The sequence below is a fragment of the Paenibacillus sp. FA6 genome (assembly GCF_051550225.1).
Taxonomy (GTDB): domain Bacteria; phylum Bacillota; class Bacilli; order Paenibacillales; family Paenibacillaceae; genus Paenibacillus_AQ.
The window spans coordinates 2,930,231-2,954,402 of sequence record NZ_CP188820.1; the positions used below are offsets into that span (position 1 = coordinate 2,930,231).

Annotated in this window: 22 protein-coding genes; all 22 read right to left on the reverse strand. The window is 42.1% G+C overall.

The features are described 5' to 3' along the window. Window positions 1-864: 864 nt before the first annotated feature. The 22 genes from ACP8HI_RS13790 to ACP8HI_RS13895 all read right to left on the reverse strand — a co-directional run bounded on the left by ACP8HI_RS13790 (window position 865) and on the right by ACP8HI_RS13895 (window position 24,087). Window positions 865-1,350 carry a DivIVA domain-containing protein gene (locus ACP8HI_RS13790; RefSeq protein ID WP_438351606.1) on the reverse strand — a complete coding sequence of 162 codons (486 nt, stop codon included), beginning with the start codon at window positions 1,348-1,350 and terminating at the stop codon, window positions 865-867. 124 nt (window positions 1,351-1,474) lie between these two features. Further along, window positions 1,475-2,257 (reverse strand): RNA-binding protein, encoded by a 783-nt coding sequence (locus ACP8HI_RS13795; RefSeq protein WP_438351607.1) that lies wholly within the window; start codon window positions 2,255-2,257, stop codon window positions 1,475-1,477. Between the two features lie 8 nt (window positions 2,258-2,265). After that, window positions 2,266-2,508 carry a YggT family protein gene (locus ACP8HI_RS13800; RefSeq protein WP_438351830.1) on the reverse strand — a complete coding sequence of 81 codons (243 nt, stop codon included), beginning with the start codon at window positions 2,506-2,508 and terminating at the stop codon, window positions 2,266-2,268. Between the two features lie 34 nt (window positions 2,509-2,542). Further along, on the reverse strand, window positions 2,543-2,986 hold the full coding sequence (locus tag ACP8HI_RS13805) for a cell division protein SepF (RefSeq protein ID WP_438351608.1): 444 nt from the start codon (window positions 2,984-2,986) through the stop codon (window positions 2,543-2,545). A 2-nt stretch (window positions 2,987-2,988) separates the two neighbouring features. Next, a complete protein-coding gene (locus tag ACP8HI_RS13810; protein ID WP_438351831.1) occupies window positions 2,989-3,672 on the reverse strand; it encodes a YggS family pyridoxal phosphate-dependent enzyme in 684 nt (227 codons plus the stop codon). A gap of 19 nt (window positions 3,673-3,691) precedes the next feature. Continuing rightward, the gene (pgeF, locus tag ACP8HI_RS13815) at window positions 3,692-4,537 is read right to left on the reverse strand and encodes a peptidoglycan editing factor PgeF (RefSeq protein ID WP_438351609.1); all 846 of its coding nucleotides are present in this window, start codon (window positions 4,535-4,537) and stop codon (window positions 3,692-3,694) included. Between the two features lie 50 nt (window positions 4,538-4,587). Next, the gene (locus tag ACP8HI_RS13820; RefSeq protein WP_438351610.1) at window positions 4,588-4,884 is read right to left on the reverse strand and encodes a YlmC/YmxH family sporulation protein; all 297 of its coding nucleotides are present in this window, start codon (window positions 4,882-4,884) and stop codon (window positions 4,588-4,590) included. Window positions 4,885-5,309: 425 nt separating this feature from the next. Further along, the gene (sigG, locus tag ACP8HI_RS13825; protein WP_438351611.1) at window positions 5,310-6,092 is read right to left on the reverse strand and encodes an RNA polymerase sporulation sigma factor SigG; all 783 of its coding nucleotides are present in this window, start codon (window positions 6,090-6,092) and stop codon (window positions 5,310-5,312) included. Between the two features lie 148 nt (window positions 6,093-6,240). Then, window positions 6,241-6,966 carry an RNA polymerase sporulation sigma factor SigE gene (gene sigE, locus ACP8HI_RS13830; protein WP_438351612.1) on the reverse strand — a complete coding sequence of 242 codons (726 nt, stop codon included), beginning with the start codon at window positions 6,964-6,966 and terminating at the stop codon, window positions 6,241-6,243. A gap of 199 nt (window positions 6,967-7,165) precedes the next feature. Further along, complete coding sequence (gene spoIIGA / locus ACP8HI_RS13835) at window positions 7,166-8,140, reverse strand: sigma-E processing peptidase SpoIIGA (protein ID WP_438351613.1); 975 nt, start codon at window positions 8,138-8,140, stop codon at window positions 7,166-7,168. Window positions 8,141-8,673: 533 nt separating this feature from the next. Beyond that, window positions 8,674-9,801 (reverse strand): cell division protein FtsZ, encoded by a 1,128-nt coding sequence (gene ftsZ / locus ACP8HI_RS13840; RefSeq protein WP_438351614.1) that lies wholly within the window; start codon window positions 9,799-9,801, stop codon window positions 8,674-8,676. A gap of 58 nt (window positions 9,802-9,859) precedes the next feature. Then, window positions 9,860-11,125, reverse strand: a complete 1,266-nt coding sequence (gene ftsA, locus ACP8HI_RS13845) for a cell division protein FtsA (RefSeq protein WP_438351615.1) — start codon at window positions 11,123-11,125, stop codon at window positions 9,860-9,862. Between the two features lie 193 nt (window positions 11,126-11,318). Continuing rightward, window positions 11,319-12,092: a cell division protein FtsQ/DivIB gene (locus ACP8HI_RS13850; RefSeq protein ID WP_438351616.1), complete on the reverse strand. Its 774-nt coding sequence runs from the start codon at window positions 12,090-12,092 to the stop codon at window positions 11,319-11,321. A gap of 58 nt (window positions 12,093-12,150) precedes the next feature. After that, complete coding sequence (gene murA / locus ACP8HI_RS13855; RefSeq protein WP_438351617.1) at window positions 12,151-13,461, reverse strand: UDP-N-acetylglucosamine 1-carboxyvinyltransferase; 1,311 nt, start codon at window positions 13,459-13,461, stop codon at window positions 12,151-12,153. Beyond that, a complete protein-coding gene (murB, locus tag ACP8HI_RS13860; RefSeq protein WP_438351618.1) occupies window positions 13,451-14,356 on the reverse strand; it encodes a UDP-N-acetylmuramate dehydrogenase in 906 nt (301 codons plus the stop codon). The genes murA and murB overlap by 11 nt, the downstream gene beginning before the upstream one ends. A gap of 200 nt (window positions 14,357-14,556) precedes the next feature. Then, window positions 14,557-15,666, reverse strand: coding sequence for an undecaprenyldiphospho-muramoylpentapeptide beta-N-acetylglucosaminyltransferase (murG, locus tag ACP8HI_RS13865; RefSeq protein WP_438351832.1), 1,110 nt, complete (start codon window positions 15,664-15,666; stop codon window positions 14,557-14,559). A 5-nt stretch (window positions 15,667-15,671) separates the two neighbouring features. After that, window positions 15,672-16,769 (reverse strand): stage V sporulation protein E, encoded by a 1,098-nt coding sequence (spoVE, locus tag ACP8HI_RS13870; protein WP_438351619.1) that lies wholly within the window; start codon window positions 16,767-16,769, stop codon window positions 15,672-15,674. 51 nt (window positions 16,770-16,820) lie between these two features. After that, window positions 16,821-18,242, reverse strand: coding sequence for a UDP-N-acetylmuramoyl-L-alanine--D-glutamate ligase (gene murD, locus ACP8HI_RS13875; protein ID WP_438351620.1), 1,422 nt, complete (start codon window positions 18,240-18,242; stop codon window positions 16,821-16,823). Window positions 18,243-18,244: 2 nt separating this feature from the next. After that, a complete protein-coding gene (gene mraY / locus ACP8HI_RS13880) occupies window positions 18,245-19,210 on the reverse strand; it encodes a phospho-N-acetylmuramoyl-pentapeptide-transferase (RefSeq protein ID WP_438351621.1) in 966 nt (321 codons plus the stop codon). 29 nt (window positions 19,211-19,239) lie between these two features. Continuing rightward, the gene (locus ACP8HI_RS13885; RefSeq protein WP_438351622.1) at window positions 19,240-20,634 is read right to left on the reverse strand and encodes a UDP-N-acetylmuramoyl-tripeptide--D-alanyl-D-alanine ligase; all 1,395 of its coding nucleotides are present in this window, start codon (window positions 20,632-20,634) and stop codon (window positions 19,240-19,242) included. Next, window positions 20,634-22,118 (reverse strand): UDP-N-acetylmuramoyl-L-alanyl-D-glutamate--2,6-diaminopimelate ligase, encoded by a 1,485-nt coding sequence (locus ACP8HI_RS13890; protein ID WP_438351623.1) that lies wholly within the window; start codon window positions 22,116-22,118, stop codon window positions 20,634-20,636. The genes ACP8HI_RS13885 and ACP8HI_RS13890 overlap by 1 nt, the downstream gene beginning before the upstream one ends. Window positions 22,119-22,161: 43 nt before the next feature. Then, on the reverse strand, window positions 22,162-24,087 hold the full coding sequence (locus ACP8HI_RS13895; RefSeq protein ID WP_438351624.1) for a stage V sporulation protein D: 1,926 nt from the start codon (window positions 24,085-24,087) through the stop codon (window positions 22,162-22,164). Window positions 24,088-24,172 lie beyond the last annotated feature (85 nt).

A 24,172-nucleotide genomic window follows, 5' to 3' on the forward strand; every position in this document is an offset into this window, starting at 1 on the left:
CTCAGGAGCACCTCTCCATCTCCTTCGTCCCTTGACCTGTACTCAAGTAGAACTACTTCGTCGTGGTGGAAGAACCCCATGGACGATCCCCAAAGGGGAGTCAAGGTCGGGACTTCCACCACCCTCAAGTAACTCAGGAGCACCTCTCCATCGCCTTCGTCCCTTGACCTGCACTCAAGTAAAACTACTTCGTCGTGGTGGAAGGACCCCCGAGGACGTCCCCGGAGGGGAGTCAAGGTCGGGACTTTCACCACCCTCAAGTAACTCAGGAGCATCGCTGCCCCTACACCGACAGTGAGTGCATGACGCGCGGAGCGGCTAGGCACCCCTCGCATGAAAGGTCACCGAAGATGATCCCGGAGGGGAGTCGAGGAAGAGCCGCTCCCACCTCTACCGTAACTTCCGTCCGCCTAATAACTCCCTCCACCAAACTTTCGGGTGTCCAGAGGGCAGGGCCCTTGGAATCCCCCTTCATAAGGGGGACTTAGGGGGATCAAACACAAAAAAAGCCCCATCCCCAAAGGGACGAGACTTCAGCTCGCGTTACCACCCTAATTTCGCTCATCAAAAAAATTCTCAATAAGCGACACCTCAAGTCCTTGCTGATCTTAACAGCATGGAGCCGATATAACGTTCGGCAGTTCGGTTCAACTTACACACGTCAAAGACGGTTCAGCTTCACTTCTCCGGGAGGATCTTCCACATAAGGTCTGAACATTGGCTTTCAGCACTCGCCAACTCTCTGCTGAACAGTTCCTCAAGGTACTTATCCCATCATCAAATCATTATAAACGATTTCAGTTAAATTATATTATGACTCTAGTTATAGCTTTTTTCAAGAAAAAAGTCAAACCGATAAGGGCCTTATAATGCTTCGCGAATTTCGTCACGACTCTCTAATGTATCCCAACCGTCCATACTTAGTAATTCCAACTGAGCCTCAACAAGTGTCCGGAAGCGGGTCCGATAAATGGAAGCCTGCTTCTTCAGTTCTTCAATTTCCATCGCAATTTTACGTGATTTGGATAATGCCTCGTTTATAATTCGATCCGCATTCTTCTCTGCTTCCTTAAGAATCAATTGGGATTCCTTCTTAGCATTACTCTTCACATCATCTGCCGCTTCTTGTGCAACAATGATTGTCTTGGATAGAGACTCCTCAATATTGACGAAATGATCTAATCTCTCTTGAAGTGTAAACATTTGATTGTGCAATTCCTTATTCTCCCGAATAACACTCTCGTAATCCTTAATCACTTGATCCAAAAATTCATTAACTTCATCTTCATCATATCCGCGGATACGGCGGCCAAATTCTTTGTTATGTATATCCAATGGTGTTAACGACATGGATGTGCACCTCCTGAAAATTTCGGCATTCAAATTAGAGCAAATTAGAGCGAGATATACTATTCTTTTATATTGTTCTTGGATAACTCAATTCGACAAGAAGTACCCACTTCCTGCAAAGTATTCACACAAATTTTCCAATTCTCACTCGATACCGTTCCTTTTTTGTCAATCCGCCTACTTCTAACACCTTGAAACGCCCAAAACCTTGCAAAGAAACAACGTCCCCTTCTTTCAATGCAAAGGAAGGGTCTTCCACTACCTTCCAGCTTACGCGACATCGTCCAGCTTTGATCGGGACTAGAATTTTGCTGCGACTTAATCGATATACATCTGAGGCAATCCCATCGAGACGCAAGGAAGCCACCGTAAGATCCATGGTATCAAGTGAGACCTGGCTTGTCCGCAGGGCTTCTAGCGGCAAAATCTCACTCTGCACATGAATACGATGTACTTGATTTAGCTGCATATGAAGATATGATGCAATATCCTCTCCAACAACAGAGTGACATCCATCATCCAAGACATGAATATCACCAATCTTACTCCGCTTAATACCTAAATTTAGAATCGCACCCATGTAATCACCATGATCAAGCTCTAGAAACTTCTGATCTCCAGAATAAATACTGAGCACAACTAAACCCATACCTTCATCTTCGAGATTACGATAGTCAGGGGCAATGATTGCACGGCATCTTTCGGCTCCATCGTAACCACCATCCAGGCGGATATGTACGTCAGGATGCCGGTTAACTAACGTTTGCAATATGAAAGCTTGCCTCGGATCTAAGAAATCCGTAAGCTTCAGCTCATGATAGTCACCAGCGTTAACTACCCATTCCCATGCTCTGTCGACAAACTCTCTCTCGTCTTGGTGGAAATGATCTAATATTTCCTTCACCATAGTTATACCTAAAAGAATATCGTGTGGATAAGAAATTTCAATCCACCTTGAACAAATTGTAATACGAATAACCCAACTATTGGTGAGATATCAATCATCCCCATAATAGGCGGAATGAATCGGCGGAATGGAGATAAATACGGTTCAACCAACTTCGTCAATAGCTCACCAATGAAATTCTCACGTAAATTCGGAAGCCAGGACATTAATACGTAAATCACAATCATGTAAAAGTAAATTTGAAACAACATAGTGATAATTCGATCAACTTCGTACAAAACTGATTCACCTCATTCTGTTATGTTCTAGTTCTTCAGCCAGAATCTCAGAAATGTTTCCCTGGATTTCAACTGTATCTGGGGTGCATAGAAATATGTTACCGCCAATTTTCGAAATACTTCCACTTAATGCATACACGGTCCCACTGACGAAATCAATAATACGGAATGCTTGATCATTCCGTACACGTTGCAAATTCATAACAACGGTACGATGGGAACGTAAATGGTCGGCAATCTCCTGAGCTTCATCATATGAACGTGGCTCGTATAATACTACTTTAACATTTTTTTGTGAGTGAATGCTAACTACATTACTTCTTTGGTTCTTACGTGGCTCTGCATTCATCGTTCCAAAGTCTTCTTCATCAACGGCAAGAGGCTCACGCTCGATAACCTCTTCTTCCTCCTGTAAGCCCATGAAGCTCATAAAACGATTCATAACCCCCATATTTACCCCTCCTCTTTCCCTATTAGAATAGATCCTAAACGTACAAACGTAGAACCTTCCTCAATCGCGACTTCGAAATCATTCGACATTCCCATAGACAATTCAGTAATAGGTTCGCGTGTTAGGGATTGACGGTTAAGTTCATCTCTCAATTTCCTTAGACCTCTGAATATTGGCCGTGTATCTTCAGGATTCCCCTCAAATGGAGCCATAGTCATCAATCCAACGATTTTGACATGGTTAAGTTGCTTTATCTCTTCAAGAAAAGGAGCTACATTCTCAGGTGCTAAACCATATTTCGTATCTTCCCCTGAAATATTAACTTGGACAAACGCCATTACCTCTATACCCAAGAGACTTGCTCTCTTCTCTAGTTCTTGAGCTAGAGATAACTTATCCAGCGAATGGATATATTGAAATTTATTGATAATATCCTTTACTTTATTACTTTGAAGATGTCCAATGAAATGCCAAATTCCTTCTTCACCTAATGCATTCCACTTTGCTTCAGCATTCTGCCAACGATTCTCACCAACATGGATAAGTCCGTGACTCATAATCTGAGCTGTCACTTCCAAAGAGGCATACTTGGTAACGGCAATCATATTAACATCTTCTCTTAATCTTCCACTTCTTATGCAAGCATCGTTAATTCGAGTTTCTACGTCGTTCATTCGATCTTTCATTGTCAAAGAAAAACTCACCTCACTTTATGCCAATCCAGCTCGCCATGCGTCCTGTAACTCCTCCATCTTTGCGATAAGAGAAGAATAAATCATTACGACAGCTTGTACACCATGTTGTACATTCGATATGAGTCGGCAATATTCCTGCTTCCATCATAATGTGTCGATTCATTTCTTTCAAGTTTAACATACTTTTTCCAGAATCTTTATTCTGGTACCAAGAGGGGGAATAAAGATTACTATCCTTACTTCCCCTTTCTAATTCATACACCTGAGACATTACCTTGTCATCTACCTCATAACAACAAGAACCAATGGATGGTCCAATGGCGGCTCTAATATCAGCAATGTCACTCCCATATTCTTGTTTCATCCTATCCACCATGTTTGATGCTATCCCCGACACGGTTCCCTTCCAACCTGCATGGGCGAGCCCAACGACCTGTTTAGTATGATCATAGAAATAAAGGGGCACGCAATCTGCGTAAAAAGAAGTCAGCAGTAAGCCGGGAACATCTGTTAGTAAACCATCTGTATTTTGAAATGCAGACGATCTATCCCTGTTCCCGCGGCCCATATCACTTTCGTAAACTGTCTCTATATGATTACTATGAACCTGTTCACCACAAGTCCATGCATCCAATGAATAGCCAAGCGATTCAACCATAGTAAGCCTATTATTTATCACATCTGTCGAATCATCAGAAACATGAAAAGCACAATTCAGACTATTGTATGGAGCCTGACTTGCTCCTCCTTGTCGTCCAGTAAATCCAGCAGTAATTGTTTGGGACGTATTCCACGACTCCAACATAAACAACGCAGGGTCATCCTCTCTAGGACTTTTCAATACAAACGGTTCCATACGCCTCACCTCTGTTCTAGTGTAACATATTTTTTTTCAAAAGAGCCTACTTAGTAAGAGCGTCGATCATTGCGTTCTATTCGCTCAGTGTCTTTCTCTTCTTTCATAACCTTAATTTCATCCATTTTCACTAATACGACATCTGATCCTATTTTCACAATTTGATGCCAAGGAATAATAAGATCACTGCGACCACCAAAGAGCCCCATAAACCTACTGTAACTTGGCACAACGATCGCCTCAATTCGTCCCTGACGGAGGTCAAGTTCCAAATCACTGATCTGACCCAATCGTTTGCCATCAATAATGTTAATAACATCCTTCGTTTGAAAATCGGAGATCTTCATTTTTCATCCCACCATATCTTTTTCTGGAATCGTAACTTCATACCTAACGAAAAGAGACATATGGTTAATATATGTGAAGACTGGGTCTCTATAACCTACAATCACTTGCAACTGCAGACAAAACAAGCTGACACCCCTCAAAAGTGGAATGCTAGCTTGTTCTAATATCTACGTTCTATGGACTCATTGCGATGTCTTAATATTTTGGAGCTACTCGCATCGGTTCCTCGAACGCATTCACATCCTCTAAGGAATCTGTAGAAACTCATGAAATCCCAACTCATCTGTACTATGTTTAAATTTCAATCGAGATTTAAACCCTAGAGATAGCATCCATGCTTTCTAAATAAAATAAAAAGCGATCCCTTAGGACCGCTCTACGTATTCTTATATCCTCACAATAATTACGTCAATTACATCCAACTTTAAGATTTCACATGTTTCTGCATTTGCTGAATAGCCGATTTCTCTAACCGAGATACCTGTGCTTGAGAAATACCAATCTCATCTGCAACCTCCATCTGCGTTTTCCCCTCAAAGAAACGCATCGAGAGGATCATCTTTTCTCGTTGCCCTAATCTATGCATAGCTTCTCTCAAGGCAATTTCCTCAATCCAAGAAACATCTTTGTTCTTATCATCACTAATCTGATCCATCACATATATCGGATCACCACCGTCGTGATAAATCGGTTCGAACAACGAAACAGGATCCTGAATCGCATCCAATGCGAATACTATATCTTCCTTAGGTACGTTGAGTGCAACAGATATTTCAAATATCGTAGGTTCTCTACAATTCTGATTCGTTAAGGAATCGCGGGCTTGAAGTGCCTTATATGCTATATCACGTAATGATCGTGATACTCTTATTGGATTATTATCCCGCAAATACCGTCGAATCTCCCCAATAATCATGGGTACCGCATACGTTGAGAATTTTACATTTTGCGACAAATCGAAATTATCAATAGCTTTCATTAGTCCAATACAGCCTACTTGAAATAAATCGTCGACGAATTCCCCCCGATTATTAAACCTTTGAATAACACTCAGTACTAATCTCAAATTTCCATTGACCAACTTTTCCCTAGCTGAACGTTCATTATTTTGTTGTAAGGCATGAAACAACTCCCGCATTTCCACATTGGTTAGAACTGGAAGCTTCGCTGTATCTACCCCACAAATTTCAACTTTGTTTCGGGTCATGATGATTTACCTCCCAAGGAGAAACATTACTCTACATTATCTCCCGAGAGGCTCATTTTATTCCTAATTTATAAGAGGCAGTTCAAAAAGTCATCTTTTGATCACGAAGGTTACCGAGAACCTTATTCGACAACGAACTATAAATGAACTACACCATCTTATTAAATTCCTTACGTAATCTTTTAATAATTCTCTTCTCTAATCGTGAGATATAGGACTGAGAAATTCCTAACATATCCGCTACATCCTTTTGTGTCTTTTCTTCACCATCCTGTAACCCGAATCGAAGTTCCATAATGGTTCGTTCCCTTTCGGTCAATTTCTCGAGTGCTTTATGCAATAATTTACGATCCACTTGCTCCTCAATATTACGATAGATAATATCATTGTCCGTACCCATTACATCTGACAACAATAATTCATTACCATCCCAATCAATATTCAACGGTTCATCAAAAGAAACTTCACTTCGTATTTTATTGTTTCGCCGTAAATACATTAGTATCTCATTCTCAATACAACGTGAGGCATATGTGGCAAGTTTTATTTTTTTCTCAGGATCAAACGTATTCACAGCCTTAATCAGACCGATCGCTCCAATGGATACCAAATCCTCAATATTAATGCCTGTATTCTCGAATTTGCGAGCAATGTACACGACCAATCTCAAATTGCGTTCAATTAGCATTGCCCGAATTGCAGCATCACCTGTGGATAGCCTTTGCAGTAAATATTCCTCTTCGTCACGCGTTAAAGGTGGAGGAAGAGCCTCGCTACCACCTATGTAATATATCTCCCCACTCTTTAGTCCAAATAAAAAAAGAACGCGATAATATTGAAGTTGTGCAACCAATTTCCACTTTGTTAATATCATTTCTTTCCTCCTAAGAGTTTTCTGTAAGAAAACTTTCTTCGTAAGCGTATACTGAGTTTTCTGTAAGAAAACTTTCTTCGTAAGCATTAACTGAGTTTTCTGTAAGAAAACTTTCTTCATAAGCACAGACTGAGCCTTTGGAAGGGTATCTTTTTCGCAAGAACAGGCCTAAAGTCCTTCATTCATCTCCCTAGTAAAATTAGATAGCAGGCGGGATATGATTTGGAACAACTGCTTGATTCGTAGCTTTGTTCTCTTCCTGAATAAGATCTGGATGAATAATGGCCCTATATGCTCTTTCAGAAGAAAGAGTCCCCCCATCAAGCCCAATCAACACTCTTGAGGTGTTGCTTACTATCCCATTCATACTAACTTCAACTAAATCCGGTTTTAATGCTAACATGAACGCTGCACCACGGTTCACTCCACGATATGGAACTAACCTCAGACGGTCTTGCCAGATATAGTTAGATTCATGCCCGAGCTCCATAATCAGTTTGTCCGCTTCTCCATCAGCAAGCTTACCTTTCCATGATTCAGGCAGATGATCTTCCCACAAAGATGCCTCCATTACCATAACAGGTACTCGTGTTAAAGGATCACACAACTGATTACCCGTGTCTAGAAGCCCTGTACAACTCACTTGTTGACCAGCGATGACTACCCTCACTTCCGCTAAATACACTTGTCTACTATCGAACTTTCGCTTTGAAGATTGGACAATTTTAAACCAGTAAATAACGATGAAAAACATAATAATAGTAAACCAAAAGCCAATCTTCCATTCGAAGGCAAGCCCTCCCGATGTTGTAAACCATATTCCGTCCCAAATATCCCCTGTGTTTTGTAGCAGATAATGAACCCCAATAATTCCACCAGCTGCAGCAAAATTAATCATATAAAAAGATCCTATATTCCTTAAATATTGTTGTAGACTTCCAAAACCGAAGGCAATCCACAGCATCATCAAGGAAAGTCCGAACTTTATGAGAAAGGTATACATGAACGTAAGTTCTGGTACGAACATCATGATGACATATAGAGCACCTAATAAGGCCGATAGAATGATTCGCCACCAAGGTACTTTCAGCTTCCGCATCCAACCCGTCAACCACAAAACAGTTGCATCAATAAGTAGATTCACGATAAATATAAGATCGATATAGACAACCAATTACCCTCACCTGCCTGAACGTTTAATCTCAGAGGTTGTTCAAAAAGTCATCTTTTGCTCACGTAGGGACTGCCAGCATATGCTTCTGAAGTCGTTTTCTACGAAAACGTGTAGCTCCGCTCCTCATTCCCTTGCTACTACCAATCTTCTGAAGCATTTCGAAGAAACGCAACATCGTAAGCATACACTTTAGTGCTGAAAAGCTGACTTTTTGAACTCGTAATCTAAGAGGAAGGAAGTCTGCTGTTTCTAAAGCTACTCTTTTTTGGGAGATAAGATTAGTATAGAAAAGTCTCTTTCCAAAGTCTGTCTAATCTTGGTAGTGATTTAGGCTTTATTTTTGTCGAAATACAACATAAAAAAACAAAAAAAGCCCGATTTCTTAAACAAGCAGAAACGGCTATACGGTCCTTTTTCAAGGACTGTATCCGTCTCTGCCTAAATATAAGAAATAGAGTATCAAGTGAAACTTATACTTTCTTATATTTTAAGAAAATCGGACTTTCCATATTCTATTGTAGCCTGTGTGTAAGTTAATCGTTATTCGGACGTGAACGATTCCGTAAAAATGTAGGTATATCCAATTGATCACTAGTTGCCTGATTACCAAATGGACGCAAGTTATTGTTGTTGTTACTGTTACTTTTCTCAACAGTTTCATTCTCTGGTGTTCCTACTTTGCGAATTTGAGAGTGTGGAAGAACTTGTTTATGCTCAAATCCAGTAGCAATCACAGTAACTTTGATATCGTCTTTCAAATCTTCATCAATAATTGCACCAAATATCATGTTCACATCTGGATCTGATGCAGAAGTAACGATCTCTGCTGCCTCGTTCACTTCATAAAGAGATAGATTTGAACCCCCAGTGATGTTCATAATGACACCACGAGCTCCCTCGATAGAAGTTTCCAGCAACGGGCTCATAATAGCCTTACGTGCTGCCTCAGCTGCACGATTCTCGCCACTAGCTATACCAATACCCATTAATGCTGATCCACGTTCTGTCATAATGGTCTTCACGTCTGCAAAGTCAAGATTGATCAGACCAGGTACAGCAATAAGATCCGATATCCCTTGTACAGCTTGGCGAAGAACATTATCTGCCTCTCTAAACGCTTCTAGCATCGGTGTCTTTTTATCTACGATTTCCAATAGCCGATCATTAGGGATAACAATCAACGTATCTACTTTTTCTTTCAGTGCTTCAATTCCTAGCTCAGCTTGTGAGAATCGTTTCCTACCTTCAAAAGTAAAAGGTCGTGTAACAACCCCTACTGTCAGTGCTCCACATTCTCTAGCAATCTCAGCAATAACTGGAGCTGCGCCAGTACCCGTTCCGCCACCCATTCCTGCAGTGACAAACACCATGTCAGCGCCCTTCAGTGTATTCGAGATCAAATCTCGGGATTCTTCAGCTGCTTTCTTACCAACTTCAGGATTGGCACCCGCGCCAAGACCTCTTGTCAACTTATCACCAATCTGTAGCTTATGCTCTGATTTAGCCATATGCAGTGCTTGAGCATCTGTATTAACAGTGATAAATTCTACACCTTGCACACCGTTCTCAATCATTCGGTTAACAGCATTACTACCACCACCACCGACACCAATCACTTTAATTTGAGCTAAGCTCTCCATTTCAAAATCAAATTCCAACATACTATTCCATCTCCCCCTCATTGTGCATGGATGGCTCGTCCACAGTTATATGAACACCTTATATAAATTCACTGAACATGTTTTTCAAACGCTCCATCATCCCCGGTTTTTGGGGCTTTCCTTGATTAGTTGCAGGATTCACTTTATTATTACGATTGGGTTGCTTCTTATTGTTCACCGTAGTATTATTACGGACACGATAGTTACGTAGAACATTATGAATGATCCCCACACCGCTAGTAAAACCTGGGTCTCTAACCCCGATATAATCTGGAACGGCAATCCGCACAGAAGCAGAAAGTTCAGCTTGTGCTACCTGTAGAACACCAGGCATCGAAACTGTCCCTCCCGTTAGTATATACCCTCCAGGTAGTTCCGTGTAACCCAAACGCTTCACTTCTTGATGAAGGAGATAGAATATTTCTTGAATCCGTGGCTCCACAATGGCAGCCAAGTCTAGTTGACTAAATTCCTTTTCAACGTTGCTTCCAATTCTAGTTACTTTGAAAATAACATCTGGAGCAGCAGCATCAACTAGTGCACATCCGTATTTCAGCTTAACCTTTTCAGCTTGATCGGTTAATGTACGTAATCCATAGGCAATATCATTGGTAACATACTCTCCACCGATAGGTAACGTAGAAGTGGCTACCATTGTTCCGCCTTCAAAAATAGAAATACTTGTTGTTCCAGCACCAATATCAACAAGTACAGATCCCATAGTCTTCTCGTCTTTGGATAGAGCCATCTGACCTGCACCAAGTGACATTAAAACCAAGTCTTTCACTTTTAGACCGGACTTCTCTACACAACGCAAAAGATTATGTATGGCTGTTTTGGCACCCGTAATAATAATGGCCTCTACTTCCAAACGTACACCAATCATACCTCGTGGATCTTGAATTCCTTCAAGACCATCCACAACGTATTGCTTTGCTACGACATCAATAATTTCCCGGTCAGGAGGTAAAGCAACAACTTCAGCGGCTTTTAGCACTCTTTCAATGTCTTCTTCACCAATTTCTCGGTCCTCGTTCGATACTGCCACGACCCCGTGGCTTGATTGAAGTCCAATATGGTTCCCTGATATGCCGACATATACTTCAGATATTTGAATGCCAACCATACGTTCCGCGTGTTCTACTGCATTACGGATAGATTGTACGGTCTGGTCAATATCTACAATTGCACCTTTGCGAATTCCCTCTGAGTCGGCAGATCCAACTCCAATAATATTAAAGGTTCCATTATTTACTTCCCCAATAATAGCACGAACTTTGGATGTACCGATGTCCAAACTAACAATGATGTCATTGTTGCTCAACCGTGGCACCTCCTGTTCATTATAAATTATAAGACCATTTGTAAAGATACTATCTACATATTCAACATACCTTCATCTTTTCCTCTTTTTTCTACATTTTTTTTAGATATTAGATTACAGCAAGTATCTAATCAATCATGTAAGATCCAAAGAAAAAGGGTAAACCTGTCCATAAGTTTAATTGTAGCATTTTTCACTTGGTATTAGTAGTCCCATCCCCATATTCAGAATCACTTTCTAATAGTGAAAAAGGTACATAAGAATCGGCCTCAAGCATTGTAATAAGCCCTGGCTCCTCCGTCTCTGTCACTTGATTAAGATATTCCACTTTATCCTTGAGTAGAGAGACCGCTGTAATCACTTCAAACTTAGAACGAGTGTACAGTTTAATACGATCCGGAAAAGAAACTGTGGGAGACGGTATGATCTCAGATATGTCCGATATCAATTGATTTGGGATCTTTCCAAGAGCTTGACTAAGCTTCACTTTATAAGGATCCAATGGATCCCATTTCGTCAAAATAGGCTTCTCCACTGCTATACCACTGCTGTCTACAGATACCATTGTACCACTTGATAGAATAGCCATTAGAGTTCCCTCGTCTCCCAACTCATAGGCTACCGTAGGATACTCTTGAACTTGTATGCTAATCTTACCGGGAAACTTTTTTAGCACCGTTACATCCTGAACTGAATCTACACCCATCAATCGTTGTTTCAAAGTCGAAGCAGATACCCCGAAGAATTGATCCCCTACGTTAAATTCACCTGCTTGTATCAACTGCTCGTTGGTAGCAAATATGTTTCCATGAAATTTAATTTCTGTAATTCTGCTAATTGGTGCTCTGAAGAAAAGGACAGCTAGTACGACTACACACAATAACAAAAGAATAAGAATAATTTTGCGACTGGTTTTCATTTTTCTTGGTTTATTAGGTTTAAGTGCGGGAATAGACATTTTCGACATATCAACACTCCATAAAATGCCTCTTATCCCCTCTATTCCAGAGGGGATAAGTAGGACCTTAGTTCGCCAAATCTAACTGTTTGGGCACCGGAGTATGTCGCTGAATATCAGCTCCAAGCTTCTGGAACAATATTTCAATATGATCATATCCCCGGTCAATGTGGTGCACCTGCTCTACAATTGTCTTGCCTTGTGCAGCCAAACCCGCAATGACTAAGGCTGCGCCTGCCCTCAAATCCGTTGCTTCAACCGTAGCCCCGTACAATCTCTGGACTCCACGTATAAATGCACAATTGAGATCTATAGAAATATCTGCACCCATCACAGTCAACTCGTCGACATGTTTAAATCTTCCTTCAAAGACCGTTTCCTTCATGATACTAAATCCATCTGACAAAGCTAACAATACCATCACCTGGGATTGTAGGTCAGTTGGAAATGATGGGTATGGTGATGTAACAATCCTCTCCACTGCTCTAGGACGACCCATACAACTTACCGTCATTATATCATTGCATACACCAATTTGAATACCAGCACGCTTTAGGACATGAATTAATGACGTGAGATGAGCAGGATTACAATGGGTTAACGTAACATTACCACGTGTTGCTGCAGCCGCTATCATTACGGTACCTGCTACAATTCGATCTGGAATAATTTCATATGTGCATGGATTGAGCTTCTTAACCCCCTGAATCGTGATGGTGTCGGTTCCAGCTCCGATGATACCCGCTCCCATTTGATTCAAGAAATTCTGAAGATCCTGTATTTCAGGTTCTCTAGCTGCATTTGTAATCGTAGTTGTCCCTTCAGCCAAAACTGCTGCCATCATAATATTCTCCGTTGCGCCTACACTTGGAAAATCTAAATGAATATCGGCTCCGACCAATTTACTCGCCCTACAAAGAATCTGTTGGTCTTTCTCTTCAATAGTTGCGCCCAATGCCCTTAATCCATGTAGATGAAGATCAATCTTTCTTTCTCCGATCGCGCATCCCCCAGGCTGGTAAATAGTCACTTCCCCAAATCGACCAAGTAAAGGCCCCATAAGAAAAATAGATGAACGCATCTGTTTCATTAAATCTTCCGGTACATGAAACGAATTGGCGGACGACGTATCCACAATGATCATTTCTTGCTCATGCCTTGCTTGGCACCCGAGCCTGTTCAGGATGTTCATCATGACTTCAATATCCAATAGCCGAGGGACATTATGCAAGTGAACTTCACCATCAGTTAGCATGCATGCAGCTAGAATTGGTAGCGCTGCATTTTTCGCACCATGGATACGAACGCTTCCTGATAAGGTTTTGCCTCCCTCAATCACCAATTTGTCCAATGCTTCACCTCCGAGTTTACCGCTCACCCACTATAAACACCTCTGGCATCAGTGAGATCCCATACTCAGTAGAAATTTTCTCCTGAATTTCGTGCATAAGGGTGAGCACGTCCTCTGCTGTCGCTTGACCAGTATTCACAATAAAATTGGCATGCTGCAATGAAACTTCTGCTCCACCGACACGATAACCCTTTAATCCCGCAGCTTCTATTAGCCTTGCTGCATAATCTCCAGGCGGATTACGGAACACGCTTCCTGCACAGGGCGATTGTAGCGGCTGAGTGCGGCGGCGACGTTCTTTAAAGGTTGCTAATGCTGCCGCTATTTCTCTGCGTTCTCCATAACTAAGCCCGAATGTAGCATTTACTACAATTCCCTTGTTCTCATGTAGAACAGAGTGGCGATAAGCGAATTGCATTTCCTCAGCAGTACATGTCACCAATTCTCCTGTTTCCAGTACAATCTCAGCGGACTTGAATATGCGTGACACATCTGACCCATGGGCTCCAGCGTTCATGTATACGGCTCCACCGACAGAACCAGGAATCCCCCCTGCGAACTCCATACCTGTTAACCCGTGTTTACCTGCCAGTACGCTCAACCTAACTAATGAGCAACCACCACCTGCGGTCACGGTTTCCCCCTGAAAGTTAGCATATTCCAATCCTGAACCCAGTTTGATGACGACTCCGCGGATACCTTTATCCGACACAAGTATATTGGAGCCACGTCCAACCTGTATCCATGGAATATGATGACGATGAAGTAAAGTAAGTAGTTCTCGCAGCTGTTCTCTAGTGTCAGTAACGATGAGGGCATCGGCAGGTCCACCGATTTTCCATGTCGTGTGCCTTGTCATGGGTTCATTCAGATTAATTTCCCCGACATTCGTATTCGTTAATAGCGATATCCATTGCTGCAATGTAGACTCCTCCTTCACTTCAAATGATACAAAGTCATCTTTCAATAAATAAGGAAAACGTTAGGTTCTGGTACGATGTTGCCGTGTCCTTGGGCGATTGTCACGATTATACGGTATCTTATGTAAGCTTACATGGGTGTGTGACAATCACCACACCCTTTTTAAGGGGTTGTTCAAAAAGTCATCTTTTGATCACGAATTTAAAGCACTCCCGTTAAACGTCGCATTTCCTCAACCATGAGTTGAGCTGAATCCGGTTTTCCAAGCTTGCTAGAAGAGTCAGACATCTCTTTATGAAGATCCAAACTCCCCATAATACTTTCAATCGATTGAAACAACTGGTCCGCCGTCAAATCCTTTTCCAATATCACTTGAGCGGCCCCTTCCTTCTCTAGCATTCTTGCATTAGCTTCCTGATGATTGTTCGTAACATTGGGAGATGGAATAAGGATGGATGGTATACCTAGAGAATTAATTTCTGCCAAAAAGGAAGCCCCTGCTCGATTCACAATAAGTGAGGTTGCCGCCAGTACCTCTGGCATGTTATGTACATAAGGAAGCACATGTAAGTGGTTAGGCATACTTCCAAGCTTACTTCGAATTTGTTCGCGCGTCTGATCGAAATAATCCTCTCCAGTGACATAAACAAAATGAAGGTGCTTTAATGGTTCTAATAGTGGAGCCATTTGAATCATCGTCTCATTGATAACTCGCGCTCCCCGACTTCCACCGACGATAAGAACTACAGAACTATCCATCGGTATGCCTAAAGAAGCGAACCCTCGATTTCTATTGGCGGAACGTACCGTTGTTGCTCTTGGGTTTCCAGTGTAAATAACATTGTGGGCTTTTGAAAAAAGGGATTCGGTGTTCTCAAAGCTAACCGCAACTGTATTTACATAGCGACTAAGGAATGAGTTCGTTAACCCTGGAATAGCATTCTGCTCATGAATAATACATGGAATACGTAGTTTTGCTGCGGCATAAACAACAGGCCCGCATACATATCCACCCGTACCTACTACAACATCTGGCTTGAACTTCGTTAGTAGCACTTTCGACGTCTGAACACCTTTTAAAAAACGAAAGATCGTTTTGACATTGTCTATAGATAGCTTCCTTCGAAAACCGGTAATATCGATCGATTCAAATGGAATATTCTCCTCAGGGATCAGCTTACTCTCCAACCCCCGATTCCCACCAATATATAAAAATACAGACCCAGGTTCCTCTTCTTCACACTGTCTTGCAATCGCAACAGCAGGGTATATATGGCCACCTGTTCCACCACCGGAAAGAACAACTCTCATCATGTTCACCTCGCATATCGTGATAAATTAAGTAGAATGCCCAGAGCAGTAAGCATCAGGGTCAGTGACGAACCACCATAACTGATCAATGGCAATGTAATACCTGTTACAGGCATCAAACCGATAACAACACCAATATTAACAATAACTTGGATCGCAAGCATGCCCACAATCCCAACAGCAAGCAAGCTTCCGAAGCTATCTGGAATCGTCATCGCAATCCGCATTCCACGCCAGATCAGGATCAGAAATAGTAGTAATACAATCATTCCCCCAATAAACCCAAGCTCCTCAGCCAATATAGAAAATATAAAATCAGTTTGTGGTTCCGGCACATAGCTGTACTTTTGTCGACTCATTCCAAGCCCTAATCCACCAAGACCGCCTGGACCAATAGCATAAAGGGATTGAATAATCTGATATCCTGAGCCTAATGGATCTGACCATGGATCAAGAAAAGCTGTAATTCGCTTCAAACGATAAGGCGCAGCTAGAATTAAGCCAGTGAATCCTACGATACCAACAAGAACCAACATCCCAAGATGCTTCATACGTGCACCAGCCGTGAATACAATCATCATGGCAGCCCCGAACATAACACTACCTGTACCTAAGTCAGGTTGCATCATAATTAACCCAAATGCCGTAACGATTAATCCGAGTGGAGGCAGAAGCCCTTTACTAAAAGAAGTAATATTGAAATTATCCTGACTCAACCATTTCGCAAGAAATAAAATCATTCCAAGCTTCATAAACTCTGAAGGTTGAATACCAAATGAACTAATACCTAACCAGCTACGCGCTCCTCCACGTACATTTCCAATCCCAGGGATCAGCACAATAACTAGCAGAATAAAGCAGATCACTAGACCTGCTTTGGCATATTTAGTCCATATTCGATAATCGAGATTTGCTGTAACGAACATAGTAGCAATGCCTAATACTGCAAATAGAAGCTGGCGTTTCACGAAATAAAAGGAATCCCCATAGTTACGGAAACCAAGGACAGAGCCTGCGCTGTAAACCATTATTATCCCAATGGTGAGGAGACTGAGAATACATAATAGGATCCATAGATCTGGTGCTGGACGTGTTTGATTCATGAGAAGCCACCTCTTACTTAAAAAAGTAGGGGCTTATCCACACCCCCCTACTTAAAGATTATGCACCGCCTCTTTAAACATGCGTCCACGTTCTTCATAGGAGGTAAACATATCCCAGCTAGCACATGCCGGAGATAGAAGTACAATATCTCCCTTCTGCGCTAACGCAGCTGCTTGCCTCACAGCTGTGTTCAATGTTGTTGCTGCATCTTCAACAGTATCGACGAGAGAAATGACCTTTAATCCAGCAAGTTCAGCTACTGTGGCAAGTTTATGTTTAGTTTCACCGAGTAAAATGACAGCTTTTACGCGTTCTTGAAAAGCCGCAAGTAATTCCATATAATCTGACCCGCGATCCAATCCACCAGCAATTAATATAATAGGTTCCTTAAACGATGTAAGAGCCATCGTAGTAGCCTTTGAATTTGTTGCTTTCGAATTGTTATAATACGAAGCTCCCGCTACTTCACCCACGAATTCCAGTCGATGCTCCACGGCTCGAAAAGATGAGAGTGGTGCAGAAAGTTGGTCTACCGAAACACCTGCGACAATCGCAATAGCACACGCTGCAAGAGCATTCTCTATATTAAAACGACCCTTGATACCAATATCCTCTACAGGGATGATCTCGTGAAGCCTTCCTTCATGATCACGATATACAACCCAACGCATCAGTGAATCCTCCGTATTCTCATGAAATGGTGGACTAACAAATACGCCTTCTAGTAACTCTTCATTCATAGAAAAGGGCATGACCTTACCTTTCATATGAGGTACTAGTGCTCGACAGGTTGGGTCATCCCAATTGAGGATCGCAGTATCTCCTTCTCCTTGATTTACAAACAACTTAGCCTTCGAAGAAATATAGTCATCCATGTCGCCATGATAATCCAAATGTGTCTCCGTAACATTAAGTAGACAACCAATACGCGGTCGAAATTGTTCTATTCCCTTCAATTGAAAGCTACTTAACTCAATAACCATCCAATCATTGTCGGTAGCTTCTTGCACAGCTTCACAAAGAGGCGTCCCGATATTCCCTGCTACAATGGGAAATAACCCCGCAGAGCTAAAGATCTCACTAACCCATGTTGTTGTTGTTGTCTTCCCATTTGAACCCGTAATTCCAATTATAGGTGCTTCACATAAATGATAAGCAACCTCTACTTCCGTCACAACTTCAATCCCTAGTTCCTTTGCTTTAAGCAAAGGCGGAGTAGAGTAGGGTATACCAGGATTCTTCACGACTAGTGCAACGTCAGAATGAATGAGATCATCCGGATGGCCTCCGTAAATAACAGAAATTCCCAAAGCCTCTAATTCAGAAGCCTCGGGACACTGTTCTTTCTCTTTTCTATCATTCACCTTTACTATTGCTCCAATCTTATGGAGGACTTTAGCAACCTGCACACCACTTTTTGCTAAACCTAGAACAACGACTTGTTTACCCCTATATGTGTCTGGATGATTCATGATTACAACCCCTTGTTAATATAAAGTCCGAGAACTGCAAGTACGACGCCTACAACCCAGAATGTGATAACAACACGCCATTCCGACCATCCTGAGAGTTCAAAGTGATGATGAATAGGACTCATTTTGAATATACGTTTACCTCTCGTCTTAAATGATGCGACTTGCAGCACCACAGATAGCATCTCTATGACAAATACTCCTCCTATAATAAGGAATAGCAACTCACTCTTCGTAACGATTGCAATCGCACCGATTGCCCCACCAATACCTAATGATCCCGTATCCCCCATAAATACTTTGGCCGGATGCGTGTTAAATACCAAGAAGCCAAGTACAGCACCAATCATTGCTGCTGCGCAGAACGCTGCAGGCATCGAAGTCGCCTGAAGGGCAACTAAAGCAAAGGCACCAAATGCAATAGCACTAACTCCTGAGAGCAGTCCATCTAATCCATCCGTAAAGTTAACAGCATTACTAATCGCTAATAACATGATAATGATAAATGGATAATAGAACCATCCACCCCAGTCCCATCCCCATGATGTACCAGGAATGCTAATACTCGTATCGTGACCATTTTGGAACAGCAAAAAACAAATGATTCCTGAAAACAGCAGTTGTCCTAATAATTTCTGACGAGCTGTTAACCCCATCGATCGTTTAAAGACGATTTTAACATAATCATCAAGAAAGCCTATTAAACCAAATCCAAGTGTTGCCACTAATAATACGTAAAAATCAGTATTAACAATAGAAAATTTCAAGTAAGACAAAGTAAATGCCAATAATATTACGATTCCACCCATCGTCGGTGTTCCTGCTTTGGCCAAATGGCTCTCAGGGCCATCTTGCCGGACCTGCTGTCCAAATTTCATACGACGAAGCAAAGGAATGAGTATGGGTGCGGCTATCACCGCGAGTATAAAGGATACTCCGATCGTTAGTAGTAATAATTGAATGTCCATGGTTTCACCCCTTCGGTTCGACAGATCTTTTAGTATTTCTCAATAAGAGCATTCACTACTTCTTCCAACTTCATCCCGCGAGAACCTTTCACAAGAACAATGTCTTTAGGTTGAATCTGCTCATTGAGATGTTTAATCAGTTCTGCTTTATCTGTAAATGTAAATACGTTAGATCTCGGAAGATTCTCGCTAGCTGCTTCAGCCGTATATGAGGACAATGGACCGAATGTATACAGCAAATTCACTTTGTCAGTAGTAACGTAGTGTCCTATTTCCGCATGATACTCGTTCTCTTGCGCACCAAGCTCCAGCATGTCCCCGAGTACTGCAATTTTACGTCGATATCCCTTCATACCTTGCAGCACATCAATCGCTGCTTTCACCGACATAGGACTTGCATTATATGCATCATTTAACACAGTTAAGCCACCAGCTGTAACGATTTGCTCAATACGCATGCCAGTCAACTGTAAATGAGAGAGCCCTTCTTTAATGTTGTCTTCACTCACATCGAAATGACGTGCAACTGCCAGTGCTGCTAAAGCATTAAGTACATTATGACGTCCAAGCAATGGTAGATCTAGACTAAGCTCTTTATGAGCATATGATGTGAAAATAATACCTTTACCGTGAAACATCATTCCAGTCGGATAATCATCATTATTTGAATCGATTCCAAACGTAAATGTTTGTAAATCAACTGGTTTTAGTGTAGTTGAATCAGCCAATACTTGTGGAATTAGAGGCTCATCACCGTTATAAATAAGTAATCCACCCGGCTTCATCCCACTCACAATTTCTAACTTAGCTGAAGCAATTCCCTCACGTGATCCCAACTGTAAGAGATGAGATTCCCCAATATTCGAGATGACAGCAATATCAGGTTGTGCAATAGCAGAGAGAATTCTGATCTCATCGCGTCCGCTCATCCCCATCTCGAGCACCACAATATCTACATCTTCACTCATTCCAAGAATGGTAAGTGGAAGACCAATATGATTATTAAAGTTTCCTTCTGTCTTATGAACCTTGTAAGTCGTCTCAAGAAGCGCTGCTACCATATCTTTCGTTGTCGTCTTACCATTACTTCCTGTAATACCAACTACTTTGCTTCCTATTTCTTTCAAATATGATTTTGCAAGCAACTGTAACGCTACCAACGTATCATCTACCTCAATAACAGCACCTAGAGGATATATACCTCGATCCCGCTGCCACAGTGTAGCGCCTGCCCCTTCCGCCAGCCCTCTAGCTACAAATTCATGCCCATCGTACCGTTCACCTACGAGTGGGATGAATAAGCTTCCCTCCGCAATGTGACGAGAGTCTGTCGTAACGCCATGAATCAGCTTTTCTTGATCCTGAGCATGCACAATGTTTCCACCGCACATCACAGCTATCTCACCCAATGTTTTATTAATCACTATTGTATACCCCTTATCGCTTCCTTGGCGACGACCCGATCATCGAACTCAAGAGTCGTCTGTCCAATTTTTTGATAGGTCTCATGACCTTTCCCCGCAATCAATACTACATCTTCAGGGCTTGCCATATCAATAGCCTTTTGAATAGCTGTACGACGATCTATGATCAATTGATAGCGATCATTGGAAATCTGATCTTCGATAAGGCCCTGTTCAATTTCCTTTAATATAGCTTCAGGCTCTTCTGTCCGGGGATTATCAGAAGTTATAAACACAACATCACTATACTTTGCTGCAATTTTCCCCATCAATGGACGCTTCGCTCGATCCCGATCCCCACCACAACCAAAGACAGTTAAAACTCGTCCTTCTGCGAACTCTTTCACAGTCTTCAAGACATTTTCAAGTCCATCTGGTGTATGAGCATAATCAACAATGACAGCAAATGACTGACCCGCATCCACCGCTTCCACACGTCCATCTACGCCTGCTAACGATTCGAGACTACGTCTTATTTCCTCGAGTTCAATGCCTTCAAGTAATGCAGCAGTTATTGCAGCAAGTGCGTTATAGACATTAAATTTACCGACCATTTTCAACTTAACATCCGCGCTTCCTTTGAAAGTATCGACATGGAATTCAGTACCCTGCGAGCTAATCGAGATCTGAGTAGCCCGCACATCCGCACTTTCATCTAAACCATATGTCACCACTTCAGAAGACGTAATATTTTTGAAATAACTAGACGCAGAGTCATCTGCATTCAGCACAGCGAACTTTCGTTTATCTGGACTACTCTGGAAGGAGTTCCCCATTCTAGAAAAGAGTAACCCTTTCGCTTCACGATATTTCTCCATCGTATTGTGATAATCCAGATGATCCTGAGTAAGATTCGTAAACACAACTGTGCGGAAATCAGTACCCTTAACCCGGCCTTGTTCCAATGCATGGGAGGATACTTCCATAACACAGCAACGAGTACCGCTTACTCCCATATCATGCAAAGAACGCTGTAATTCCAAAGCTTCTGGTGTTGTTCCAGACATAGGGAAGGAACGACCTCCATAACGCATTTGAATGGTACCAATCAACCCCGTTTTCACACCATGATCATTCATAATTTTCTCGATAAGATAAGCCGTCGTTGTTTTCCCATTCGTTCCTGTAATTCCAATGACCTTCATTTGTTTACTAGGTGATCCAAAGAATGAATCTGATAGTACAGCCATCGCATAACGGCAGTCTTTCACGATAATCTGTGGCAGGTCAATATCCAATTGACGTTCTACAACAAGTGCTACAGCCCCTTTGGTCATAGCTTCCACAGCATAATCATGTCCATCGACCGTATGACCAGGCAAACAGATAAATAAATCCCCTGCGATGACTCTCTGAGAATCCGTCTGTAAACCAGATAATGTAATATCACCATTTCCAATAATGCGTTTGATCATTAAGGTTGAAGCTAATTCATTAAGTCTCATCTCTAAATCCCTCGCTTATTTCAATTGTTGTCAACAAGGACGTCTATTCAGAACTCCCCATATATATACGAATGGTTGAACCTCGTTCTACTCTGCTGCCCGGCTTGGGAGCCTGACTGACAACGGTTGTACCACTTCCTGATTTAGAGAGGTTGAAATTCATATTGAGCTCCTCATATAAATCCTGAACCGTTGCACCGACAAGATCAGGTACAGTAACAATCGGGGTCTCTCCATATTTATATTCCTTTGTCATTTGATCTTGGCGTTCTGGTACTTTCATGTAGTGGAGTGCATCCTCTAGAATATTCTGCACAATAGGGGCAGCTACAACACCGCCGAATTGAATCCCCTTCGGATTATCAACAGCCGCATAGACGACAATTTGCGGATCATCCGCTGGTGCAAATCCGATAAACGATACAATATGCTCCGAAGCAGAATAACGACCATTGACGACAATTTGTGCCGTTCCGGTCTTTCCACCCACTCGATACCCATCGATAAAAGCGGGTCGACCTGTTCCTTTAGCTACGACACTTTCCAGTGCCTCTCTGACTTTAAGAGAGGTCTCTTCCGAAATAACCCGTCTGACCAGTTCCGGTTTATTCTCTTCCACAATCGTATTCGTTTCCGTATTAATCCATGCCTTTGAGATATATGGTTTGTATAAATTACCTCCATTTATCGCAGCTGAAACAGCCGCCACTTGCTGGATCGGTGTAACGGAGACTCCTTGACCGAAAGATGTAGTCGCTAACTCCACGGGACCTACTCGAGACAGTTTGAATAATATCCCATTCTCTTCCCCATTCAGATCAATACCTGTCTTGGCACCAAAGCCGAAATCTTTTATATATTTAAAGAGAGATTCTTTACCAAGCCTTTGACCTAATGCCACAAACCCTGGATTACAAGAGTTCTCCACAACCTCGAGAAAAGTTTCGCTACCATGACCGCCTCTTTTCCAGCATTTCAGAGTAGCTCCTCCCACTTTAACATAACCCGGATCAAAAAAAGTGTCACGCTCCAAATCAACCTTTTTCTCCTCCAATGCCGCTGCGAGAGTAATAATTTTAAAGGTCGATCCCGGCTCGTAGGTCATCCAAATAGGAAGGTTTCGATTATATACTTCAGACGGATACTCTTGATATTGTGCTGGTTCAAAACCAGGTCTACTAGCCATACCAAGGATCTCCCCCGTTTTGGGATTCATCGCTATAGCCCAGCTACCGCGAGCTTGAAACTGAACCATCGCTTGGTCTAGTTCACGTTCGATAATGGACTGGATTGATTTATCGATGGTCAGTTCGAGACTCAAGCCATCCTTCGGTTCAGCATATTTTTCCGAAGAGCCTGGCATCAGTCTTCCAGCCGCATCAGATAAATAAGATACGTTTCCATCCAAGCCTTTCAATCGATCATCATACTTTTGCTCAATCCCTGTTATCCCCTGATTATCAATTCCAGTAAACCCAAGAATATGAGCAGCTAAATCACCATAAGGATAATACCTTTTATTATCCTCTGCAACAATGATACCCGGCAGCTTCAAATCACGGATTTTCTGAGCAAGCTCCATCGTGATCTTACGTCCACCGGGTTGTAATTTTTCGTTCATTGATTTTTTTTTCGTTATTTTCTTCATAATATCCTCTTGACTCATGCCAAGCAGAGGTGATAATGCCGTCGCTGTCGTTTCGGGATCCTTAATCTGAACGGGAATCGCCCATACTGTCGGTGAACTGATATTGTAGGCCAATGCGATTCCATTGCGGTCTAGAATCTCACCTCTTTTGGCGGTGAACGGAAGATTTCTACGCCACAAAGCCTCTGCTTTAGCCGATAATTCCTTACCTTGTCCAAACTGTACATATGCAAGCCTACCTATTAGAGCTGTGAACAGAACGCAAAAGAACAGCAAGCTCCACAGTAGCCTCCGTCTCAGCGTCACATTTGAAACTTTCATCGCATACCCTCCCTAGTAATCCTTACTTCATTTCATGATCTGTATTCCTATCATGAATATTCAGGATTACCAGGGCTTAGAACAA

What these genes read in the sequence shown, in the direction of transcription:
- ACP8HI_RS13790 (WP_438351606.1), bottom strand. Translation starts at nt 1,350, where the DNA reads ATGTCGTTAACACCATTGGATATACATAACAAAGAATTTGGCCGCCGT.
- ACP8HI_RS13795 (WP_438351607.1), bottom strand. Translation starts at nt 2,257, where the DNA reads ATGGTGAAGGAAATATTAGATCATTTCCACCAAGACGAGAGAGAGTTT.
- ACP8HI_RS13800 (WP_438351830.1), bottom strand. Translation starts at nt 2,508, where the DNA reads ATGTTGTTTCAAATTTACTTTTACATGATTGTGATTTACGTATTAATG.
- ACP8HI_RS13805 (WP_438351608.1), bottom strand. Translation starts at nt 2,986, where the DNA reads ATGGGGGTTATGAATCGTTTTATGAGCTTCATGGGCTTACAGGAGGAA.
- ACP8HI_RS13810 (WP_438351831.1), bottom strand. Translation starts at nt 3,672, where the DNA reads ATGAAAGATCGAATGAACGACGTAGAAACTCGAATTAACGATGCTTGC.
- pgeF (WP_438351609.1), bottom strand. Translation starts at nt 4,537, where the DNA reads ATGGAACCGTTTGTATTGAAAAGTCCTAGAGAGGATGACCCTGCGTTG.
- ACP8HI_RS13820 (WP_438351610.1), bottom strand. Translation starts at nt 4,884, where the DNA reads ATGAAGATCTCCGATTTTCAAACGAAGGATGTTATTAACATTATTGAT.
- sigG (WP_438351611.1), bottom strand. Translation starts at nt 6,092, where the DNA reads ATGACCCGAAACAAAGTTGAAATTTGTGGGGTAGATACAGCGAAGCTT.
- sigE (WP_438351612.1), bottom strand. Translation starts at nt 6,966, where the DNA reads ATGATATTAACAAAGTGGAAATTGGTTGCACAACTTCAATATTATCGC.
- ftsZ (WP_438351614.1), bottom strand. Translation starts at nt 9,801, where the DNA reads ATGTTGGAATTTGATTTTGAAATGGAGAGCTTAGCTCAAATTAAAGTG.
- ACP8HI_RS13850 (WP_438351616.1), bottom strand. Translation starts at nt 12,092, where the DNA reads ATGTCGAAAATGTCTATTCCCGCACTTAAACCTAATAAACCAAGAAAA.
- murG (WP_438351832.1), bottom strand. Translation starts at nt 15,666, where the DNA reads ATGAGAGTTGTTCTTTCCGGTGGTGGAACAGGTGGCCATATATACCCT.
- spoVE (WP_438351619.1), bottom strand. Translation starts at nt 16,769, where the DNA reads ATGAATCAAACACGTCCAGCACCAGATCTATGGATCCTATTATGTATT.
- murD (WP_438351620.1), bottom strand. Translation starts at nt 18,242, where the DNA reads ATGAATCATCCAGACACATATAGGGGTAAACAAGTCGTTGTTCTAGGT.
- mraY (WP_438351621.1), bottom strand. Translation starts at nt 19,210, where the DNA reads ATGGACATTCAATTATTACTACTAACGATCGGAGTATCCTTTATACTC.
- ACP8HI_RS13890 (WP_438351623.1), bottom strand. Translation starts at nt 22,118, where the DNA reads ATGAGACTTAATGAATTAGCTTCAACCTTAATGATCAAACGCATTATT.
- ACP8HI_RS13895 (WP_438351624.1), bottom strand. Translation starts at nt 24,087, where the DNA reads ATGAAAGTTTCAAATGTGACGCTGAGACGGAGGCTACTGTGGAGCTTG.